The following is a 20,229-nucleotide window of genomic DNA, read 5'->3' as shown; positions in this document are numbered from 1 at the left end:
GGACCGATCTCGCCAAGCTGGCCCGGCTCGCCCTCAATAGGGGCGCTCGACGACCCAGCCAAGCAACTGATCTAGCGAACTTGGCCTCACAGGACGGGTGCTTATCCCACATTGCGGCCCCCGCCTGAGTCAGGCCTTCGTCAACGCCTCGTCGTCGGCATCGTCGCTCGGCGGGACGTGCGTGCCGCCCGGCAACGGCGGCACCCTGGTGGCGCGGACGTAGACGGTGTCCCCCTCCTTGAGGGCGAGCGCCTCGGCGTCACCCCGGGTGATCTGCGCGGTGAACGGCGTCTGGTCGGTAGCGCTGTGCAACTCGACTCGAACTTCGAAGCCCAGCATGACGATTCGGTCGATGGTCGCGCGCAACACACCGGTGGACTTCACCGAGTCATCGCTGGAGGCGATCGCCATGTCCGGGTTGCGGCCGACGCGGATGTCGTGCGGCCGGACCAGCGCACCGTTCAGCGAGGAAACCGCACCGAGGAACGACATCACGAACGCGTTGGCCGGTGAGTCGTAAACCTCTTCGGGAGAACCGACCTGCTCGATGCGGCCCTTGTTGAGCACCGCGATCCGGTCGGCGACGTCGAGCGCCTCGGACTGATCGTGCGTTACCAGCACCGTGGTGACGTGCACCTCTTCATGCAGCCGACGCAGCCAGGCCCGAAGGTCCTCGCGCACTTTGGCGTCCAGCGCCCCGAACGGTTCGTCCAGCAACAGCACTTGCGGGTCGACGGCCAGCGCGCGGGCCAGCGCCATGCGCTGGCGCTGGCCGCCGGAAAGTTGGTTCGGGTAGCGGGTCTGGAAACCGGCCAGCCCCACCACTTCGAGGAGATTGTCGACCTTCTGCTTGATCTCGGACTTGGGCCGCTTACGGATCTTCAGCCCGAACGCGACGTTGTCGCGCACTGTCAGGTGCTTGAACGCCGCATAGTGCTGGAACACGAACCCGATACCGCGCCGCTGCGGCGGCACGTCGGTGACGTCGCGGCCGTTGATCGTCACGGTGCCGGAATCGGGCTGATCCAAGCCGGCGATGGCCCGCAGCAGCGTCGACTTACCCGACCCGCTGGGTCCGAGCAGCGCGGTCAGCGAGCCCGAGGGCACCTCGAAGTCGACGTTGTCCAACGCGGCGAAGTCACCGTAGTGCTTGTTCGCGCCGCGCACGACGATCGCGTTCGTCATCTGTTCTTCTCCCTCCGCCTACTTGCCCGCCCGGCCCCGTCGCGCGTCGAGGACCACCTGCGCGACCAACACCACCACCGCTACGGTCATCAGCAGCGTCGACACCGCGTATGCGCCGTACTCAGCGCCGCGGGCGTACCGGTCCGACACCAACAGTGTGAGCGTCTGCGAGGAGCCCGGAAGGTTGGACGACACCATCAGCACGGCCCCGTATTCGCCGAGGGTGCGCGCGATCGTCAGCACGACGCCGTAGGTCAGCCCCCATCGGATGGATGGCAGCGTGACCCGCCAGAACGTCTGCCACCACTGCGAGCCCAGCGTGGCGGCGGCCTCCTCCTGGTCGGTGCCCAGTTCGTGCAGCACCGGTTCGACCTCACGGATCACGAACGGCACCGTCACGAAGACGCTGGCCAGCACGATGCCGGGGAAACCGAATATGATCTTGAACCCGAGGCTGTTCTCGACGAACCCGAACAGACCCGCCGATCCCCACAACAGGATCAGCGCGACGCCGACCACCACCGGCGACACGGCGAACGGCAGGTCGATGACGGCCTGCATCACGCTTTTGCCACGGAACTTGTTGCGCGCCAACACCAGTGCCGTCGGTACACCGAACAGCACGTTGAGCGGCACCACGATCGCGACCACCAGCAGCGACAGGTTCAGCGCCGAAATCGCCGCCGGTGTGCTGATCGAGCCGATGAAGGCGCCGATGCCCGGCGAGAAGGTGCGCCACAGGATCAGAGCCACCGGGACGACGACCAGTACGAAAATGTAGGCCAGCGCGACGTAGCGCAGCAGGTGTTTGACCGCAGGCGAAAGAATCACTGCTCCATCGCGTCCCGTCGGGCGGCGCGCGATCCGATCGCACGCAGAATCAGCAGCACGACAAACGAGATAGCCAGCAGCACAATCGAAATAGCGGCGGCGCCGGTGCGGTCGTCGTTCTCGATCAGGGTGCGGATCCACTGCGAGGAGACCTCGGTCTCACCGGGCACGGCACCGCCGATCAGCACCACCGAACCGAATTCGCCGATCGCGCGGGAAAACGCCAGACCGGCGCCCGACAGCAGCGACGGCAGAAGTGCGGGCAGCATCACCCGGGTGAAGATGACCCAGTTGTTGGCGCCCAACGATGCCGCGGCTTCCTCGATCTCACGGTCCAGTTCCAGCAACACCGGCTGCACCGAGCGCACCACAAACGGCAGGGTGACAAACAGCAACGCCACCCCGATGCCCCACTTGGTGTGCTGCAGATGCAGCCCGACCGGGCTGGCGGGGCCGTAGAGCGCCAGCATCACCAGGCTGGCGACGATCGTCGGCAACGCGAACGGCAGGTCGATCACCGAGTCGACCAGCCGCTTGCCGACGAACTCGTCGCGGGTCAGCACCCACGCCACCAGCAGTCCGAACACCAGGTTGACCGCCGTCACCCCGAACGACACGGTCAGCGTCACCTTGAACGACGCGACGGCCGCGTTCGAGGTGACCGCGAACCAGAACGCCTGCCATCCGCCGCCGGCCGACTGCCACAGGATTGCGGCCAGGGGCAGCAGCACGATGATGCTCAGCCAAATCGTCGCCGCACCAACCCGTAGCGAGGTGGTTCCATGACGACGCTCCAGCAGCCGGGACGCCCGGCCCGGCTCACCACCGGTGAACTCGGGCCGGGACACCACGGAAGAGGTCATCCGGTCGCCTGGGTGTAGATCTTGGTGATGGAGCCGTTGTCCTTGTCGAACAACTCGGGATCCAACTTCGCCCATCCTCCGAGGTCGCCAACGGTCCACAGTTTGGCGGGTGCGGGGAACTTGTCCCGGAACTCCTCGAGCACCGCGGGATCGACGGGCCGGAAACCGGCTTCGGCCCACAGTTTCTGCGCCTCGGGGGTGTAGATGAAGTTCTTCAGCGCGTTCGCCTTGTCCAAATGCCTGCTCGACGTCACCACGGCGACCGGATTCTCGATCTTGAAGGTTTCCGGCGGGTTCACGTACTCCAAGCCGAAGTGCAGCGCCTCGTTCTCGTAGGCCAGCAGCACGTCGCCGCTGCCCTGCCGGAACACGTCGGTGGCCTCACGACCCGAACTCGGGCGCAGCTTGACGTGCTGGGTCACCAACTCGGTGACGTAGTCGAGACCGGCCTGCCGATCCCGACCGCCCTTGCTGGCCCATGCGTACGGCGCCAACAGGTTCCACTTGGCCGACCCGGAGCTCAGCGGGCTCGGCGTGATGACCTCGACGCCGGGCTTGAGCAGATCGGGCCAGTCCCTGATGTTCTTGGGATTGCCGGGCCGCACCGCGAAGGTCACCACGGATCCGAACGGGATGCCCTTGGTGGCGTCGGCGTTCCAGTCCTCGGTGACCTTGTCGGCCTTGACGAGTCGGGTGATGTCCGGCTCGACGGAGAAGTTCACGATGTCGGCGGGCTTACCGTCGACGACGGCGCGCGACTGGTCGCCCGAGGCGCCGTACGACGTCGTGACGCCGACACCTTTACCTTCCGGTGTTGCGGCGAACGCGGGAATGACCTTGCTCCAGCCGGGCTCGGGCACGGCGTAGGCGACCAGCGTCAGCGTCGTGTCGGCGCTGTCCCCACCGCTGTCACCGACCACATCGCTCGAGCCGCCTGCGCATGCGGCGAGCACTGTGGCGGTGGTGGCCAGCGCCGCCGCGGCGCGCCAGGTTCTGCGGATGTTGACCATCGGGGACCTTTCGTTGGGGGACTTCGGTGGAACCCGACCCGACGGGAAGGCGATGGATCAGCGCGAGGCGTCATCTGACAGCCGTTACCGGCACCGGACCGCGGACGGGCGGAAAAGTCAGCAACAACAACAGACATCGGCAACAGCGCTGAAACTCACGGCAATGAGGGCCAGAACATGGCCGCTCTTGTTGCCGGACGCTGTTTGCATGGCGCGAAGCCTAACAGAGTTCGCGCAACCTGCTTGGTGAGGGATCCGGCGGCGTCAACGAGTGAACAGCCACATGACGATCACCAGGATGACCAGGATGACGAGCACCAACGTCACCCGCGACCGCGGCATCCCGCCGCTCATCGGTCAGCATCCCGTTCGTCGTGGCGAACGTGGCGCCACAACCTGATCCCGTTACCGAGGGCGCCGTCGAGCACGACCGCGGTCCCATACGCCAACGCGAGGACCACCGGCATCACCACCGCGGTCTGGGCGACGAACGGCAGGCCGGTGAGCCAGAGCTCCACACCGTCCCACCAACTCAGAAAGCCGCCCACGCGGCCAGCCTAGGCGATGCGAAGATGGGCGCGTGGCCGCCGACTCCGACCCCGCCTTCAGTGCCGGTAACACCACCTGCATCGTGGCCGGCGGCGGTCCGGCGGGCATGATGCTCGCGTTGGTGCTCGCCCGCGCCGGGGTCGACGTCACGGTGATGGAGAAGCACGCCGACTTCCTCCGCGATTTCCGCGGTGACACCGTGCACGCCAGCACGCTGCGGCTGCTCGACGAGTTGGGGCTGTCCGATGAGTTCGCGGCGATTCCGCACCGCGAGATCGACACGCTGTCGATGACGGTGCAGGACACGCCGGTCACGATGGACCTGCGGCGAATTCCTGGTCCGCACAAACACATTGCGTTGGTTCCGCAGTGGGATTTCCTGGAGCTGCTGGCCACTGCCGCGAAGCGGGAGCCGTCGTTCACCTTGCTGCGCAGCACCGAGGTGCTCAGCCCGATCCGTCACGGCGACAGGGTGGTCGGTGTGCGCTACCGCGGCGCCGACGGTGAGGAGCGTGAGATGCGCGCGACGTTGACCGTCGCCTGCGACGGGCGGTCATCGACGCTGCGCACCAAGATGGGGCTCGAGCCGAAGGACTTCGGTGTACCGATGGACGTCTGGTGGTTCCGGCTGCCGCGCGATCCCGAGGACCCGCACGGGCTCGCCGGTGTCCTCGGCGCCGGGCACGCGCAGATCGTCATCGACCGCGGCGACTACTACCAGTGCGCCTACGTCATCCCCAAGGGTTGCGACGAGGAGCTGCGGGCGCAGGGAATCGGGTCGCTGCACCGCGGTGTGGTGGCGCTGGTGCCGTGGCTGGCCGACCGCATCGGGGCAGTGACGTCGTTCGACGACGTGAAGCTGCTCGACGTGCAGTTGAACCGGCTCAGGCGCTGGTACGGCGACGGCCTGCTGCTCATCGGCGATGCCGCCCACGCGATGTCTCCGGTCGGCGGGGTGGGCATCAACCTCGCGGTGGCCGACGCCGTCGCCGCGGGCCGGATCCTGGCGGGTCCGTTGCGCTCGGGCACGCTGTCGACCAGGCATCTGGCCCGCGTGCAGGCGCGGCGCTGGCTGCCCGCCGCGCTGATCCAGGCGGTGCAAAGGCTGATCCACCGCCGTGTCATCGCGGTCGCCGTCGCGTCGACCGGCCAGGCCGATGCGCCCCGGTTCGTGCGGGTGGCCGCCGGGCTGCCGCTGCTGCGCCGATTGGCGGCCTACGGTGTGGCCATCGGTCCCCTACCGGAACGCATTCCGGCCTTCGCCCGCCGCTGACGCGCCGTTAACGGCCAACGAGTAGACGGCGAGCGCGTCGGCAGTTGATGATGGCGGCATGGTTCTGCAACAAACCGGGCCGTCGGACGGGTCAACGGAGACCGAGAACGGGGCGAAGCCGGCCCAGGCCGTCACGGACAACACCCCGCTGACCGTGACCGCACCGACGCCGTACGCGCCCACCGGAGCGTTGCGAAACCCGTTTCCGCCCATCGCCGACTACGGCTTCCTGTCCGACTGCGAGAACACGTGCCTGATCTCGTCGGCCGGATCGGTCGAGTGGATGTGCGTGCCGCGGCCCGACTCGCCCAGCGTGTTCGGCGCCATCCTCGATCGCGGCGCCGGCCATTTCCGCTTGGGGCCCTACGGGGTGACGGTGCCCTCGGCCCGGCGCTACCTGCCCGGCAGCCTGATCCTGGAGACGACGTGGCAGACCCACACCGGGTGGCTGATCGTGCGCGAGGCGCTGGTGATGGGTCCCTGGCATGACCTCGAGACCCGTTCGCGCACCCATCGCCGCACGCCGATGGACTGGGATGCCGAACACATCCTGCTGCGCACCGTGCGATGTGTGAGCGGCACCGTCGAACTGGTGATGAACTGCGAGCCGGCGTTCGACTATCACCGGATCCCCGCGACATGGGAGTACTCCGCGCAGGCGTACGGCGAGGCGATCGCGCGCGCCAGCCGCGACGCCGACGCGCACCCCACGCTTCGGCTCACCACGAACCTGCGGCTCGGCCTGGAGGGCCACGAGGCTCGGGCCCGGACCCGGATGAAGGAAGGCGACGAGGCGTTCGTCGCGCTGTCGTGGTCCAAGCATCCGGCGCCACAGACCTACGACGAGGCCGCCGACAAGATGTGGCAGACCAGCGAGGCCTGGCGCCAGTGGATCAACATCGGCGACTTCCCCGACCACCCCTGGCGGGCCTACCTCCAGCGCAGCGCGCTGACGCTGAAGGGGCTGACCTACTCCCCGACCGGTGCACTGTTGGCCGCGCCCACCACGTCACTACCGGAAACGCCTCAGGGCGAACGCAACTGGGACTACCGCTATGCGTGGGTGCGCGATTCGACGTTCGCGCTGTGGGGTCTTTACACACTGGGCCTGGACCGCGAAGCCGACGACTTCTTCGCCTTCATCGCCGACGTGTCCGGCGCCAACAACGGTGAGCGACACCCACTTCAGGTGATGTACGCCGTCGGCGGCGAGCGCACCCTGGTCGAGGAGGAACTGCGCCACCTGTCCGGATACGACGGGGCGCGGCCGGTGCGCATCGGCAACGGCGCCTACAACCAGATGCAGCACGACATCTGGGGCACCATGCTCGATTCGGTGTATCTGCACGCCAAGTCGCGCGAGCAGATCTCCGACACGTTGTGGCCGGTGCTCAAACAGCAGGTCGAAGAGGCGATCAAGCACTGGAAGGAGCCCGACCGCGGGATCTGGGAGGTGCGCGGCGACCCGCAACACTTCACCAGCAGCAAGATCATGTGCTGGGTCGCGCTTGACCGCGGCTCGAAACTCGCGGAGTTCCAAGGCGAGAAGTCCTACGCCCAGCAGTGGCGCGCGACCGCCGAGGAGATCAAGGCCGACGTGCTCAAACACGGCGTCGACTCCCGCGGTGTGCTGACTCAGAGGTACGGCGACGACGCGCTCGACGCCTCGCTGCTGCTGGCCGTGCTGACCCGATTTTTGCCGCCCGACGATCCGCGGGTGCGCGCGACCGTGCTGGCGATCGCCGACGAGCTCACCGAAGAAGGCCTGGTGCTGCGCTACCGGGTCGACGAGACCGACGACGGGCTGTCCGGCGAGGAGGGCACCTTCACGATCTGCTCGTTCTGGCTGGTGTCGGCGCTGGTAGAGATCGGCGAGATCAGCCGCGCCAAACACCTGTGTGAGCGGCTGCTGTCGTTCGCCAGCCCGCTGCACCTGTACGCCGAGGAGATCGAGCCGCGCACCGGCCGCCATCTCGGCAACTTCCCGCAGGCGTTCACCCATCTGGCGTTGATCAACGCGGTGGTGCACGTGATCCGGGCAGAGGAGGAAGCCGACAGCTCCGGAGTCTTCGTCCCGGCCAACGCCCCGATGTAGGTCGCTTTTTCGCCCCAACGGAGTCGTCGAGGTTACGGTTTCTGATGAGAATCGGCTGATTCTCGTCATAAACCGTTGTCTCGGCGCGCTCTTCGCTACTTCGCGGCGTTGGCGAGCATGTCCTGTGCGATGGTGGCCGCCTCGTCGCCGATCGAGTAACTGCACGCCCACGCCTCGACGGTCAGGTTCGATGCGGCCGACAGCGCATGTTGGCAAGCCCAGCCGTCGGCATCCTGCTGCGTCGTGACCTGAGTGATCATCTTGCCGTCGGTGCGGACCTCATCGAGTTCCCACAGGTACACGTCTCCCGAATTACCCACGAGCACCGTGGAATTGGCGCAACCCTGCCACGCCGACCTGGACGAGTCCAAGAACCGCCGCGCCTCTTCGGCCGAGGTGTACAGCACCGCGGTCTGTTCGACCCAGTGGTTGTTGTCGTCATCGGGTTCGCGCGCGACCTGGTCACGCACATCGGTCCATCCGCTACCCGCGTACACCGGACCCTCGGCGCCGTACATGGCGCCGAGACACTCGGGATCCGACACGTCGTCGGAATGATCGGTCATCTCCTCGAGTTCGCTCGTGACCTTCATGGTCGTCGAGCCCATGATGCCGTTCAGCTCGCCGATGGTGAGCAACACGTCGTCGAGCTTGGCCACGGTCAGCTCCGGCACGTCGGCCTGCCCGGCCTGGGCGCGCACCGCCATGCCCGCAACGGTGCTCACACAGCCCGCCAGCACAGCCGACGTCACCAGGACGACACCCGCGGCGCACAGCCGCGACACCGTGCCGAATCGGGTCACCGCATTATTGTGACCGACTTCGGGCGAATCCGCGGCGTGGCCGACAATCTCGACCGCGTGCTCAGGACTGGCCGATCTTGTCCATCATCAGGTCCGCGACCGCGGTCGCGTGCCGGGCGCCGGTCGGGCTGGGGCCGGCGACGTCGGTGATCTCCACCTCCACGATGCAATCGCCTGCCACACCGAGGGCCCGCTGAAGCGTCGATCCGGCGTCCTGCATCACCACCGCCGAGACAATCTCGTCGTCGACGCCGACCTCGGTGATCCGGCTGGATCCCTGTGCGCCGCGGTCGGGTTGGTTCAAGACCAGCGTCTGGCCGTTGCATCGATGCCACTTGTCGGCCGACGAGGCGAAGAACTCCCGCGCGGCATCGGCGTCGATGAACTCGACCACCCCGAAGAAGCCGGCGACGGTGGGGCCGTTGGCGTCACCTCCGGCCCACGACTGGCTGACCACCGACCGCACCGGGCTGGCTTGATACACGACCTTCTCCAGCCGGTATCCGGTACTCACACAGTCGGGCGGGCTCGCCTCGGCCTCCCGCACACCCTGCAGCAGCATGTCGGCGCCACCTTCGACGACCTGACCCATGAAGCCGCCGGCCCCGAACATCGTGGTCAGCTCCTCGGCGGTGGGCAGCGCCTGGTCCAGCATCCGGTTCGGCGACGGTTTGGCGACCTCGGCGATCTGCGGGGTCGGGGCATCACCGGCGGGCGAAGAACAGCCGGCGAGGATCGCGCATGCGCCAACGGCCGCCGCCGTCATCGCCGCCGAGCGCACGCCGTCCTACTTCTTGGCCTTGTCGGCGGCCGACGAGTCGGTGGACAGGGCGGCGACGAACGCCTCCTGTGGCACCTCGACCCGGCCGATGGTCTTCATCCGCTTCTTGCCTTCCTTCTGCTTCTCGAGCAGCTTGCGCTTGCGGGTGATGTCCCCGCCATAGCACTTCGATAGCACGTCTTTGCGGATCGCGCGGATGTTTTCGCGAGCTATGATCTTCGAACCGATCGCCGCCTGCACCGGAACCTCGAACTGCTGGCGCGGAATCAGCTCCTTGAGCTTCGTAGTCATCTTGTTGCCGTAGGCGTACGCCGACTCCTTGTGCACGATCGCGCTGAACGCGTCCACGGGCTCGCCTTGCAGCAGGATGTCGACCTTGACCAGGTCGGCCTCCTGCTCACCGGCCTCCTCGTAGTCCAGGCTGGCGTAGCCGCGGGTGCGCGACTTCAGCGCGTCGAAGAAGTCGAAGATGATCTCGCCCAGCGGCATCGTGTAGCGCAGCTCCACCCGCTCCGGGGAGAGGTAGTCCATGCCGCCGAGTTCGCCGCGCCGCGACTGGCACAGCTCCATGATGGTTCCGATGAACTCGCTCGGCGCAATGATCGTGGTCTTGACGATCGGCTCGTAAACCGTGCGGATCTTGCCGTCCGGCCAGTCCGACGGATTGGTCACCGTGACCTCCGAACCGTCTTCCTGCACAACGCGATACACGACGTTGGGCGACGTCGAGATCAGGTCGAGGTTGAACTCGCGCTCAAGGCGCTCGCGGGTGATCTCCATGTGCAGCAGGCCCAGAAAGCCGCTGCGGAAACCGAATCCGAGCGCCACCGAGGTTTCGGGTTCATACGTCAACGCCGCATCGTTGAGTTGCAGCTTGTCCAGCGCGTCGCGCAGGACCGGATAGTCCGAGCCGTCAACGGGATACAGCCCCGAATACACCATCGGTCGCGGCTCCCGGTATCCGGTGAGCGGCTCGGCCGCACCGTGGCGCGCAGTCGTCACGGTGTCGCCGACCTTGGACTGGCGCACGTCTTTCACGCCGGTGATCAGGTATCCGACCTCGCCGACGCCGAGCCCCGCGGATGCTTTCGGCTCGGGCGAGACGATGCCCACTTCGAGCAGCTCGTGGTGCGCGCCGGTGGACATCATCTTGATGCGTTCGCGCGGGACGATCTTGCCGTCGACGACCCGGACGTAGGTCACCACGCCGCGGTAGGTGTCATAGACCGAGTCGAAGATCATCGCCCGAGCGGGTGCGTCGGCGTCGCCGATCGGCGGCGGCACCTCGCGCACGACGTGGTCGAGGAGGTCTTCCACGCCCGCGCCGGTCTTCCCGGAGACCCGCAGCACGTCTTCGGGTTCGCAGCCGATGATGTGGGCGAGTTCGGCGGCGTACCGGTCGGGGTCGGCCGCAGGCAGGTCGATCTTGTTGAGCACCGGGATGATGTGCAGGTCGCGATCCAGGGCCAGGTACAGGTTCGCCAGCGTCTGCGCCTCGATCCCCTGGGCGGCGTCGACGAGCAGCACCGCACCTTCGCACGCCTCGAGCGCACGCGACACCTCGTAGGTGAAGTCGACGTGCCCGGGGGTGTCGATCAGGTGAAGGACGTACTCCTGGTCCCCCAATTTCCACGGCAGCCGGACGTTCTGCGCCTTGATCGTGATGCCGCGCTCGCGCTCGATGTCCATCCGGTCGAGGTACTGCGCGCGCATATCGCGATCGGCAACCACACCGGTGAGTTGCAGCATCCGGTCGGCCAGCGTCGACTTGCCGTGATCGATATGGGCGATGATGCAGAAGTTCCGGATCTGCGCCGGCGCCGTGAAGGTCTGATCGGCGAAAGTGCTGATGGGAATCTCCTGGTTAACGCGGACTTCGGGTGCCACCAGCGTATCCAGGCGGCGCCGGAAGCACACAATCGCGCTGGGCGGCGCTCGCTTATGCTCGGAAATATGCCTGCGCCCTGGAAACCACTGCAGACATTCCAAAGGTTTGCCGAGAATCTGGTGTTCAACGAGGCGCCGAAGGTCATCCGTCAGATCGGTCAGTCCGAGACCGTCCAGCGCGGCATCCAGCAGGGCATCCGGATCGGTCTGGACGCGATCGCCGGCGCATCCAGGGACGAGGCGCCCGCGATCACCGCCGGTCGACCGGTCAGCCGGCACTTCGTGCCCACCGCCCACCGCGCGCGCAAGGTGGTGTACGCCCCCGACCTCGACGGGCGCGCCGACCCGGGCGAAATCGTGTGGACGTGGGTGGTCTACGAGGACGACCCGACACAGGGCAAGGACCGGCCGGTGCTGGTGGTGGGCCGCGACCGGTCCACGCTGCTCGGCCTGATGCTGTCCAGCCAGGACCACCATCGCGACGACCGAGACTGGATCGCGATCGGGACGGGCACCTGGGATTACGAGGGCCGGGCCAGCTGGGTCCGGTTGGACCGCGTGCTCGACGTCCCCGAGGACGGGATCCGGCGCGAGGGCGCGATTCTCGCCCGCGAGAAGTTCGAGGTCGTGGCCGCGCGGCTACGCGCCGAATACTCCTGGAGCTGACCCCCCGTCACACCCGTTGCGCGAGCGAGCGTGTCTGCCCGTCGACACGCCGCACAAATGCGACAGTTTGCGGTCGCTCGCTCCCAGCGGCCGCAACATTTCGCCCGAAAACGGCCACCCTCAACCGGCGACCACGACCCACACGAGTCCGGCGCCGACCCCCAGGGCGAGGCTCCCAGCCGCAGCGACGACGGCGGTGGCGGCCGACCATGGTCGTGTCGCGAACGCGTCGTGGCGTCCATCGGCGGTCTGCTGATAGGCCGGGATAATCCAGCGCAGGTAGTAGAACAGGCTGATCACGGTGTTGACGAAGACGACGACCGCCAACCATGCCGCGCCACCGTCCCAGGCGGCGCTGGCGGTCGTCAGTTTGCCGACGAACACGGCGGTCGGCGGTGTTCCGAGCAGTCCGAGCAGCGCCACCACGAGCGCGCCGGCAAGCCACGGCCGCGCGCGTGCCAGTCCGCGGTACGAGCCGATGTCCCGAAGTTCTGGCAGTGTCGTGGAGATCGCGAACGCGGCGACGTTGGTGAGGGTGTAGGCGGCGAGGTAGAACAGCAGCGAGGGCACGGCGAGGTCGCTGCGTCCCACGACGGCCACCGGCACCAGCAAGTAGCCCACCTGGCTAACCGTGGACCAGCCCAGCATCCGCCGAGGGTCGCTCTGCCAGTACGCGGCCAGGTTGCCCAGAGTCATGCCCGCGACGGCCAGCAGCCCGATCAGCAGCGACCAGGAGATGGCGCCGGGGAGCACGTCAGCCACCCGGTACAGCGCGACAAACGCGCCCAGCTTCGGCACCGTGGTCACGAACATTGCCACCGTGCCCAAGGCGCCCTGCGCGGCGTCGGGAATCCAGAAATGCGCCGGCACTCCGCCGGCCTTGAACAACAGAGCGCCAAGGACCCCGATCAGGCCGGCTGCGACGGCACCCACCGGTGCGCCGCCGAGTTCGCCGGCCAGCTGCGGGTACCAGGTGCCGCCCGCGGCCGCGTAGAGAATGCTGACTCCGAGCAGCAGAAGGATGCCGAACAAGGCCCCAAGCAGGTAGGTCTTCATCGCGGCCTCGGCCCCTTCGGCGGTGCGGGCCAGCCCGATGAGCGCATACAGGGGGATGCTCGCCAGCAGGTAGCCGGTGACGAGCACGATCAAGTCGGCCGCGCAGGCGAGCACCAGCACCCCGGTGGTGGCGAACAGCAACAGCGCGTAGATCTCGCTTTCCCTTGCCGCACCGGCTATTTCGTCACCCGCGACCGCCAGCACCGCCAGCAGGCCGACGGCGGCGGCGATGCGGACCACCCCGGTCGCAGTGTCCACCGCGAAGGTGCCGTCGAACGCCACCCGATCGGGTCCCGCGAGCTGAAACGCCGCGACGACCCCGGCGCCGCAGAGCGCTGCGGCGGCCACGACGCGGCCCCACCACTGCCGGTGGCGCGGCATGAACGAACCGCCGATCAGCACCGTCAATCCCGCGCCGAGCACCAGGATCTCCGGCAGCATCAACGGCAGATGCGTGCCGGGGTTGGGATTCACGGCCTACCTCCCGACAAGGCCGATCAGCACCGCGGCGGCCGGTTCGATCGTGTCAAGTATCACCCGGGGAATCAGGCCGATCAGTACCGACAGCCCCAGAAGCATTGCCGCCGACCATGTCTCCGGTCCCTGGAGGTCGAGAAAACCGTTGGAGCGCAGTCGGGTTTCGCCGGTGAAGATGTGCTGGAAGGCGCGCAGAAAAAGCGCCGCAGTGATGACGATGCCCGGTAACGCGACTGCGGTCACCGGTGCGGCGGCGATGCTCCCGGTGAAGATCTGGAATTCGGCGATGAAGCCGGAGAACCCAGGCAATCCGAGCGAAGCGAATGCGCCGACCGCGAACAGCGCTGCGAGTTTCGGAGCGGAACGGGCGAGCCCGCCGTACTCCTTGATGGCGTAGCTGCCGGTGCGCGCGTGGAACACACCCGCGAGGAGGAACAGCGCACCGGTGATCAGGCCGTGACTGACCATCTGCGTGACCGCCCCGCTCACCGCCACCTCACGCGCGTGAGCGGTGTCCCCGGCGACCAGGCCGACCGCGCCGACCGCCAAAACGATGTAGCCCATGTGGTTGACCGACGTGTAGGCGATCATCCGCTTGAGATCATCCTGGGCGAGCGCGACCAGCGCGCCGTAGAGCACCGACACCACCCCGACGGCGATGATCACCCAGGCCCAGTCGCGCCACGCCTGCGGCAACATGGGCATCGCGATCCGCACGAAGCCGTATGTCCCCATCTTCAGCAGCACGGCGGCGAGCACGGCGGAACCGATTGCAGGGGCGTCGGTGTGCGCCGGCGGCAACCAGGTGTGGAACGGGAACGTGGGTGTCTTGACCGCCAACCCCACGACGATCGCGGCCAGCACCAAACCGCCAGCGAGCGGGCGACCCGCCAGCGGAGTCGCGGCGGACAGCTTGAGCATGTCGAACGTGTGCGGTTCGGCGGCGATGTAGAGACCGATGAAGCCGACCAGCAATGCCAGCGACCCGAGGAACGTGTAGAGGAAGAACTTGAGCGCCGACCGGCCTCGGTCGCCGTGTCCCCATCCCGCGATGACGAAGTACATCGCGACTATCGACAGATCGAAGAACAAGAAGAACAGGATCAGGTCGGCTGACACGAAAAGACCCAGGCTCACCGTCTGCAGGAAGAGGAAGAGCGCAGCCTGCGCTCGTGGCCGGTCCGCGTCGCGCAGGCTGTAGACGGCGCACGCCAGGAAGACGACCGAGGTCATCGCGACGAGTGGCAGCGATAACCCGTCGACGCCGACGTGGTAGCTGCTGTCCACACCCGGGATCCAGGCGACCCGCTCTTCGAAGGCCAGCTCGTGGGGAGCCGGCGTGGCGTACCGCGACCACAGCACGGCCACGAGCACCACCTCGACGGCGGTGACCGCCACCCACACCCGTGCGGTGACCGCATCGGACAGCCCCGGCACCGCGAGCAGCGCCACTGCGGCGGCCAACGGAAGGAAGACGATGACGCTGAGCATGCTCACCTCACGACAATCAGGAGCAGGACGGCAAGCGCGACGATGACGACGGCGCTCGTGTAGTACTGGTGCAGCTGGCCGGTCTGCGGCTTGCGCGCCAGTTCCCCCAGCCGCCGCAGCAGGGCGGCGGCGCTCTCCACCACACCGTCCACATCCCGCCGATCCACGCGCGCGGCCGCGGCAGCAGACGTCAGGGTCCCGGCGGCGCTCTCGTTCACGACCCGGTCGAGGATCTGGTCGTCGAACCGCGCCGCACCACGCGACAGGGAAAGTGTCCGCACCGCGGCCGCGTCCACGGCGCGATCGAGGATGCGGTCGTCGAACCGGGCGAGGGCGCCCGCGAGCCACATGGTGGGTGCGACGACCCACGCGTGCGCCATCCACTCCAAGCCGAGCCACGACGCCATGCACCGCGGCTCGGGCACACCCCACCGCAGCACCGCGGTCAGCACGAGGACGGCGAGCGCCGCCGAGATCGTGAGCTCGAGGACCGTGGCGTGTGCGGTGGGACCGGGATCCAGGGCCCGGCTCAGTCGCGGACCGATCGGCGGCAGTGCGAGCGCGCCGCCCACCGCGGTGCCCACCGCCAGGACGATGAGCGGGCCCCGTTCAAACATGCTGGGCGACAATCGTTTCTGCATGCCCTGGCGGCCTTGTGCGGGGCGGCGCCAGATCACCAGCAGGATCTTGCCCGCGTATGCGGCTGACAGCGCGGTCGCCGCCAGGCCGGCGAGGTACAGCGGTATCGAATATTCGCGGGCGACGGCCAACACGGCGTCCTTGGTCGCCCACAGCGACAGCGGTGCCACGCCCGCCAATGCGAGGGCCGAGACGCCGGCCGTCACGCCGATGAGCGGCCAGCGCCGCGCAACGCCGCGCAGGTCGTCGAGGCGCTTGCTGCCCAGTAGCGACAACCACGCTCCAGCGGCCAGGAATAGGCCCGCCTTGGTAAACGCGTGCGAGATCAACTGCGCGGCTCCCCCACCCACCGCGGCGAGTCCGGCGGCCATCACGACGAAGCCCAGCTGCGCGGACGTCGACGCGGCGAGCAGCTGTTTGAGGTCGCGTTGAGCGACCGCGACCGCGCCCAGCAGGACGGCGGTCGCCGCCCCCAGCCAGGCGGCGGCCGTGGCCGCCCACCCCGCGGCCGCTAGCAGAGGGCCCATGCGCAGCAGCAGATAGGCGCCCATCGCCACCATCGCCGCGGAGTGCAGCAGCGCGCTCACCGGGCTCGGCCCCTGCATCGCGCGCGAGAGCCAGAACGAGAACGGCAGCTGCGCCGCCTTCCCGAGCGCGGCGACCAGCACACCCGCGGCGACGACGTGTCTTAAGCCGCTCGACGCATCCGCCATGTCCGCCAGTGCGAGGCCCGCGCCGCCGGCCAGCGCGGCACCGGCGGCGAGATAGAGACCGAGGTCGGCCGTGCGCGTGGTCAGAAACGCGGTCAGACCGGCCGACACCCGGTACGTCTGCTGCCATCGGTAGCCGATGAGCGCGTAGGAGACGGCGCCCATCACCTCCCACGCCAGCAGCAGCGTCGGCAGGGTGACCGCGGTGGCGGTCAGCATCACCGCGGCGGCGAACACGAGCATCAGGCCGTGGAAACGACCACCCCCCACGGCGCCGTCTCCGACGGCAAAAACGAGCACGAGCAGGGTGATGACGGCCACGGCCGGCACCACCACCGCCGAGAGCGCATCCACGCCCAATGTGAAGTCCGCGCCCGCCATGAACGGCACACTCACCCTAGGCCTGCCCACCGCGACCACCGCGGATAATGCCACCACCACCAAAGACGTCCCGACCGACGCGACCGCGGCCAGGCGATCGGCGTCGGGACGTCGAAGGTGGTTGAGTAACAACGCGACCCCGGCGATGGCGGGCAATGCGACCAGCGCCCACAGCGACCACTGCGCAACCGAGGTCATCGTCGTGTCACCCGGCCAGGTCCGTCGCCATGTCGGTCATGTCGGCCTGCCGGTCACGATGCAGCAGCGTGGCCACCGCGAAGCCCATCGCCATTTCCACCGTCATCGCGGCGATGATCACCATCAGCAGCACCTGCCCCGTTGGGGCCGGCGCGAGGAACCACCAGAAACCGGCGGCGGCGAGGATTACCGCGTTGATCATGAGCTCTAGGCCCATCATCACCATGACCACGACCTGTTGTGACAATGCGCCGTACAGACCGACGCTGAACACCGCGGCCGCCACCAGCAACACCGTCTGCAGGGTCATCGGCCGACCCCTCCCGGTTGCGGATCGCGCGCGGGCCGTTGTCGCAAGTCATCGCCGAACCGGTCGTAGCGGGTGCGGTGGGCCGCCAGCACGACCCCGCCGACGATGGTCGCGACCATCACCGGGCTGATCACGACCATCGCGAGCATCTTCGGGCCCATCAGCGCATCGCCGAGCGCGGCGGTGACGTCGGCGGGGGGCGAACCGCGCCTTTGCGGCCAGTCCACCAGCAGGATGCCCACCGCCAAGAGGAGAAAAGTGCCGATCCCGATCGCCAACGACATGCGTTTGCCGTGCACCATGCTCATCGGCATCAGGGCCGGATTCATCCCCATGAACATGACCATGTAGACCGCCATCACGGCCATCTCCATGACCATCATCAAGATGATGATGACGCCCACGTAGTTCTGCTGGAGCAGCAACACCGCCACGCCGACGGCGATGAAGGACGTCGCCAGGGCGTAAGTCGCCCGAGCCATTGAGTCGACGACGAACACTGCCACGCCGGCGAGCACGGTGATCCCGCCGACGGCCCAGAAGACGATGTCCGTGAGCATTTCCCGCTACCTCCAAACGGCGACTATCGCCACGATCAGGTCCTGCACCAGCACTGCCGGCAGCAACACCAGCCAGCCGATCTCCATGAACTTGTCCGGCCGCAACAGCGGCAGCCGGCGGCGCAGCCACACCAGGACCGTGAGCAGGACAACAGTTTTCACGATCGTCCACAACCAGTCCGGTAGCAGCGGACCCGCGCCGCCGCCGAGGAACAGCGGCACCGCGAACGCCGATCCGGCCGCCAGGAGTGCGTACCGGCCGACGGCCATCAGCAAGCGATCGACACCGGAGAGCTCGGCGGTCGCCCCGCCGGCGATGTCGGCTCCGAACGCCGCCGACATCGGCCCCCACACCGAGAAGCCAGCCACCCCAAGGCAATAGACGGCGAATGCGACCGGCATCCACACCACGTACCACAGCCCGTGCTGTGCCTCGGCGACCGTGCCGACCCGCAGGCTCTCGGCGGCGATCACCGGTGCGACCAACGCGAACATCAATGACAACTCGTACCCGAGCCCCTGCGCCAGGAACCGGTAACCTCCCACGAGCGAATGGGTCGAGTTCGCGCCCCATCCCGCAAGCCACACCAGCGCCCACACGCAGACGTCCATCGCGTTGAACCAGACGATCCCCATGTCGAAGTCGAACAGGGTCCACCGACCCAGCGGCACCACCGTCACCATCAGCAGGGCGACCGAAATCAGTCCGCCACCGCCGACCCGCCACAGCAGCCGGTCCGCCGCGGGCGTGACGCGCCTTCGCTGCCGGAACAGCCGCGCCGACCCGGACAACGGGGTGAGGGCACGCACCGCGCCACCGTGATCGCGGGCGGAGAAGACTCCGTCGAGTGCGGCGGCGTAGTAGGCGAGCCCGATGAGCAAGGCGGCCGCGCCAATCGCCCATGTTCCGGACACCGTGGTGGTCGTCATGGTGTGCGGGCCTTCGCGTAAAGCGATGTTTCCATGCCCAGCGCGGCGACGGCCAAGCGCGCGGTGGCGATGTCGAGCCCGCCGACGAGGTGGGGCAACGCGTCGAGACCTGCTTGCGTGTCGACGCGAAGTGGGTTCGCAGTCGACGCGTGCGATGCCAGATCGCCTGCGACGTCGAGCCTTTGCAAGAGCCCGGTATACGCGTCGCCTTCGAGGGCAGCGGGCAGTGCTCGCGCGTCAAGCTCTTCGCGGGTCAGCGTCCCGACGCCACGCAATGACCAACGCAGCAACATCGATCGGCGCACGCTGTGCTGCAGCCCGTGCAGCAATCGCACCGCGTTGGCGTGGTCGTCACTCAGGAGAAGATCGCGAGATCGCCGTGCGATCCCGGCGCCGCGCGGCCAACCCGCCAGGGCCAGCAGGTTGTGGATGTGGTCGCACTCCCGCGCCGCCAGCACCGAGCCGCCGAGACTTGCAGGCTCTGACGGGTTTCCGTGCCGTTCCGCGTCGACCAGCCCAGCCCGCGCGTCTGTGATGACGTCACCGTTGATGCTGCACCGAATTACGAGCGCGGGCGGCCAGTACGGCAGCACCGGGCCCAGTCGCAGATGCAGCGAGTCCATCTTCAGGCCGTCGCGGTCCTCGCTGCCCCGGGCCAGCGGGATACCCTCCGGCGCCATGTCCATGGGGCCGTGGTCCATGTCGCCCTGGTCCATGTCGGCGTGGTCGTCCTCGCCGTGGTTCTCGTCGTTGACGATGTCAGGACGTTGCGGTCTGCTTCGCGCGTCGGCACGCTGGCGGTCGTCGTCGAGCAATCCGACTGCGGCACGGTCCAATCCGCTGCTCACGCTCGGGGGGCCGATGACCTCGACCCGAACTCTGGGCCCGGGGAGCTGATCCCAGATCCGATCGACGAGACCGGCCAGTTCGGGTCCCGGGCTGCCACAGACCGCGAGGACGTCGGCGTCAGCCGCCGACAACGCGTCTCGCCACCCTCGGTCGACCATCTGCCGCTGCAAGGCGCACCTCGTCGTCCAGTGCCCGGGCACCTCGACGGTCAGCACATGGACCCTGCTCACGGCCAGCCGGGCGACCGCCTGCCTCACACCCATCGCAGTGCCCCCTCGCGCCAGGCCCATGCGACCGCGACCAACAGCGCCCCGAGGAAGACGAACATCTCGACGACCGCCTCGACCCCTTTCTCGGCGACGACGACCGCCCATGGATACATGAACAGCATCTCGACGTCGAACGCCAGGAAGACCAGCGTCGCTGGATACCACCGCACGTGGTACCGCGACAATGCGTGTTCCTCGGGCTGCCATCCGGATTGGTAAGGCAGTGACGACAGAGCGCTAGGCGCCACCGCGGTGATCCGGTGCAGCACATACACAACCGCGATGCCGACCACGGTCACCAGCAGCATCGCCGCCACGCCGGTGTACATGGTTCAGCTCCTTCGCATCTCGAGGCCGCCGCGGTCCCCTCCCGGCAGACCTTCGCCGAGGTTCCCTGACAGGAACTCCATAAACGT

General features: G+C 67.7%; 20 protein-coding genes. 3 read left to right on the top strand and 17 right to left on the bottom strand.

Translation table 11 applies throughout. The features are described 5' to 3' along the window. Positions 1–129 precede the first annotated feature (129 nt). The 6 genes from AAHH99_RS19670 to AAHH99_RS19645 form a co-directional block, all read right to left on the bottom strand. Positions 130–1,185: a sulfate/molybdate ABC transporter ATP-binding protein gene (locus AAHH99_RS19670; protein WP_418770168.1), complete on the bottom strand. Its 1,056-nt coding sequence runs from the start codon at positions 1,183–1,185 to the stop codon at positions 130–132. Between the two features lie 18 nt (positions 1,186–1,203). Then, positions 1,204–2,016: a sulfate ABC transporter permease subunit CysW gene (gene cysW / locus AAHH99_RS19665; protein ID WP_418770167.1), complete on the bottom strand. Its 813-nt coding sequence runs from the start codon at positions 2,014–2,016 to the stop codon at positions 1,204–1,206. Then, positions 2,013–2,879: a sulfate ABC transporter permease subunit CysT gene (gene cysT / locus AAHH99_RS19660; RefSeq protein ID WP_418770166.1), complete on the bottom strand. Its 867-nt coding sequence runs from the start codon at positions 2,877–2,879 to the stop codon at positions 2,013–2,015. Before cysT ends, cysW begins: the two co-directional genes overlap by 4 nt. Beyond that, positions 2,876–3,889 (bottom strand): sulfate ABC transporter substrate-binding protein, encoded by a 1,014-nt coding sequence (locus AAHH99_RS19655; RefSeq protein WP_418770165.1) that lies wholly within the window; start codon positions 3,887–3,889, stop codon positions 2,876–2,878. Before AAHH99_RS19655 ends, cysT begins: the two co-directional genes overlap by 4 nt. Positions 3,890–4,006: 117 nt before the next feature. Continuing rightward, positions 4,007–4,099: an Ms4533A family Cys-rich leader peptide gene (locus AAHH99_RS19650; protein ID WP_353612094.1), complete on the bottom strand. Its 93-nt coding sequence runs from the start codon at positions 4,097–4,099 to the stop codon at positions 4,007–4,009. 140 nt (positions 4,100–4,239) lie between these two features. Continuing rightward, a complete protein-coding gene (locus AAHH99_RS19645) occupies positions 4,240–4,437 on the bottom strand; it encodes a hypothetical protein (protein ID WP_064396769.1) in 198 nt (65 codons plus the stop codon). A 32-nt stretch (positions 4,438–4,469) separates the two neighbouring features. Here AAHH99_RS19645 and AAHH99_RS19640 point away from each other — a divergent pair, with 32 nt between their 5' ends. After that, positions 4,470–5,711 carry an FAD-dependent oxidoreductase gene (locus AAHH99_RS19640; RefSeq protein WP_418770164.1) on the top strand — a complete coding sequence of 414 codons (1,242 nt, stop codon included), beginning with the start codon at positions 4,470–4,472 and terminating at the stop codon, positions 5,709–5,711. A gap of 58 nt (positions 5,712–5,769) precedes the next feature. Then, on the top strand, positions 5,770–7,806 hold the full coding sequence (locus AAHH99_RS19635; protein ID WP_418770163.1) for a glycoside hydrolase family 15 protein: 2,037 nt from the start codon (positions 5,770–5,772) through the stop codon (positions 7,804–7,806). Between the two features lie 95 nt (positions 7,807–7,901). Here AAHH99_RS19635 and AAHH99_RS19630 read toward each other — a convergent pair whose 3' ends face one another. The 3 genes from AAHH99_RS19630 to lepA all read right to left on the bottom strand — a co-directional run bounded on the left by AAHH99_RS19630 (position 7,902) and on the right by lepA (position 11,310). After that, positions 7,902–8,609, bottom strand: coding sequence for a sensor domain-containing protein (locus AAHH99_RS19630; protein ID WP_418770162.1), 708 nt, complete (start codon positions 8,607–8,609; stop codon positions 7,902–7,904). Positions 8,610–8,670: 61 nt separating this feature from the next. Continuing rightward, the gene (locus AAHH99_RS19625) at positions 8,671–9,390 is read right to left on the bottom strand and encodes a sensor domain-containing protein (RefSeq protein ID WP_418770161.1); all 720 of its coding nucleotides are present in this window, start codon (positions 9,388–9,390) and stop codon (positions 8,671–8,673) included. A 6-nt stretch (positions 9,391–9,396) separates the two neighbouring features. Further along, positions 9,397–11,310, bottom strand: coding sequence for a translation elongation factor 4 (gene lepA / locus AAHH99_RS19620; protein ID WP_418770290.1), 1,914 nt, complete (start codon positions 11,308–11,310; stop codon positions 9,397–9,399). 21 nt (positions 11,311–11,331) lie between these two features. Between lepA and AAHH99_RS19615 the strand changes: the two genes are divergently transcribed. Further along, on the top strand, positions 11,332–11,943 hold the full coding sequence (locus AAHH99_RS19615) for a type II toxin-antitoxin system PemK/MazF family toxin (RefSeq protein ID WP_418770160.1): 612 nt from the start codon (positions 11,332–11,334) through the stop codon (positions 11,941–11,943). 120 nt (positions 11,944–12,063) lie between these two features. Here AAHH99_RS19615 and AAHH99_RS19610 read toward each other — a convergent pair whose 3' ends face one another. The 8 genes from AAHH99_RS19610 to AAHH99_RS19575 are packed head-to-tail and all read right to left on the bottom strand — an operon-like array spanning position 12,064 to position 20,142. After that, a complete protein-coding gene (locus AAHH99_RS19610; protein WP_418770159.1) occupies positions 12,064–13,473 on the bottom strand; it encodes an NADH-quinone oxidoreductase subunit N in 1,410 nt (469 codons plus the stop codon). Positions 13,474–13,476: 3 nt separating this feature from the next. Further along, complete coding sequence (locus AAHH99_RS19605; RefSeq protein ID WP_418770289.1) at positions 13,477–14,967, bottom strand: complex I subunit 4 family protein; 1,491 nt, start codon at positions 14,965–14,967, stop codon at positions 13,477–13,479. Positions 14,968–14,969: 2 nt separating this feature from the next. Then, the gene (locus tag AAHH99_RS19600; RefSeq protein ID WP_418770158.1) at positions 14,970–16,895 is read right to left on the bottom strand and encodes a proton-conducting transporter membrane subunit; all 1,926 of its coding nucleotides are present in this window, start codon (positions 16,893–16,895) and stop codon (positions 14,970–14,972) included. Positions 16,896–16,902: 7 nt separating this feature from the next. Continuing rightward, complete coding sequence (locus AAHH99_RS19595) at positions 16,903–17,205, bottom strand: NADH-quinone oxidoreductase subunit NuoK (protein WP_418770157.1); 303 nt, start codon at positions 17,203–17,205, stop codon at positions 16,903–16,905. Then, positions 17,202–17,765: an NADH-quinone oxidoreductase subunit J gene (locus AAHH99_RS19590; protein ID WP_418770156.1), complete on the bottom strand. Its 564-nt coding sequence runs from the start codon at positions 17,763–17,765 to the stop codon at positions 17,202–17,204. The genes AAHH99_RS19595 and AAHH99_RS19590 overlap by 4 nt, the downstream gene beginning before the upstream one ends. A gap of 6 nt (positions 17,766–17,771) precedes the next feature. Then, positions 17,772–18,695 (bottom strand): NADH-quinone oxidoreductase subunit H, encoded by a 924-nt coding sequence (locus tag AAHH99_RS19585; RefSeq protein ID WP_418770155.1) that lies wholly within the window; start codon positions 18,693–18,695, stop codon positions 17,772–17,774. Beyond that, positions 18,692–19,807 carry a hypothetical protein gene (locus tag AAHH99_RS19580; RefSeq protein ID WP_418770154.1) on the bottom strand — a complete coding sequence of 372 codons (1,116 nt, stop codon included), beginning with the start codon at positions 19,805–19,807 and terminating at the stop codon, positions 18,692–18,694. The genes AAHH99_RS19585 and AAHH99_RS19580 overlap by 4 nt, the downstream gene beginning before the upstream one ends. Further along, positions 19,798–20,142 carry an NADH-quinone oxidoreductase subunit A gene (locus tag AAHH99_RS19575; protein WP_418770153.1) on the bottom strand — a complete coding sequence of 115 codons (345 nt, stop codon included), beginning with the start codon at positions 20,140–20,142 and terminating at the stop codon, positions 19,798–19,800. The genes AAHH99_RS19580 and AAHH99_RS19575 overlap by 10 nt, the downstream gene beginning before the upstream one ends. Positions 20,143–20,229: the final 87 nt, after the last annotated feature.

This window comes from Mycobacterium neumannii (genome assembly GCF_048452905.1).
GTDB lineage: Bacteria > Actinomycetota > Actinomycetes > Mycobacteriales > Mycobacteriaceae > Mycobacterium > Mycobacterium neumannii_B.
The sequence above is the reverse complement of the archived record's forward strand: the minus strand, read 5'-3'. Positions and strand labels throughout refer to the sequence as shown.

What these genes read in the sequence shown, in the direction of transcription:
- AAHH99_RS19635 (WP_418770163.1), top strand. Translation starts at nt 5,770, where the DNA reads ATGGTTCTGCAACAAACCGGGCCGTCGGACGGGTCAACGGAGACCGAG.
- AAHH99_RS19650 (WP_353612094.1), bottom strand. Translation starts at nt 4,099, where the DNA reads ATGCAAACAGCGTCCGGCAACAAGAGCGGCCATGTTCTGGCCCTCATT.
- AAHH99_RS19585 (WP_418770155.1), bottom strand. Translation starts at nt 18,695, where the DNA reads ATGACGACCACCACGGTGTCCGGAACATGGGCGATTGGCGCGGCCGCC.
- AAHH99_RS19605 (WP_418770289.1), bottom strand. Translation starts at nt 14,967, where the DNA reads ATGCTCAGCGTCATCGTCTTCCTTCCGTTGGCCGCCGCAGTGGCGCTG.
- AAHH99_RS19600 (WP_418770158.1), bottom strand. Translation starts at nt 16,895, where the DNA reads ATGACCTCGGTTGCGCAGTGGTCGCTGTGGGCGCTGGTCGCATTGCCC.
- AAHH99_RS19590 (WP_418770156.1), bottom strand. Translation starts at nt 17,765, where the DNA reads ATGCTCACGGACATCGTCTTCTGGGCCGTCGGCGGGATCACCGTGCTC.
- AAHH99_RS19670 (WP_418770168.1), bottom strand. Translation starts at nt 1,185, where the DNA reads ATGACGAACGCGATCGTCGTGCGCGGCGCGAACAAGCACTACGGTGAC.
- AAHH99_RS19655 (WP_418770165.1), bottom strand. Translation starts at nt 3,889, where the DNA reads ATGGTCAACATCCGCAGAACCTGGCGCGCCGCGGCGGCGCTGGCCACC.
- AAHH99_RS19575 (WP_418770153.1), bottom strand. Translation starts at nt 20,142, where the DNA reads ATGTACACCGGCGTGGCGGCGATGCTGCTGGTGACCGTGGTCGGCATC.
- AAHH99_RS19615 (WP_418770160.1), top strand. Translation starts at nt 11,332, where the DNA reads ATGCTCGGAAATATGCCTGCGCCCTGGAAACCACTGCAGACATTCCAA.
- cysT (WP_418770166.1), bottom strand. Translation starts at nt 2,879, where the DNA reads ATGACCTCTTCCGTGGTGTCCCGGCCCGAGTTCACCGGTGGTGAGCCG.
- AAHH99_RS19595 (WP_418770157.1), bottom strand. Translation starts at nt 17,205, where the DNA reads ATGACCCTGCAGACGGTGTTGCTGGTGGCGGCCGCGGTGTTCAGCGTC.
- AAHH99_RS19580 (WP_418770154.1), bottom strand. Translation starts at nt 19,807, where the DNA reads ATGGGTGTGAGGCAGGCGGTCGCCCGGCTGGCCGTGAGCAGGGTCCAT.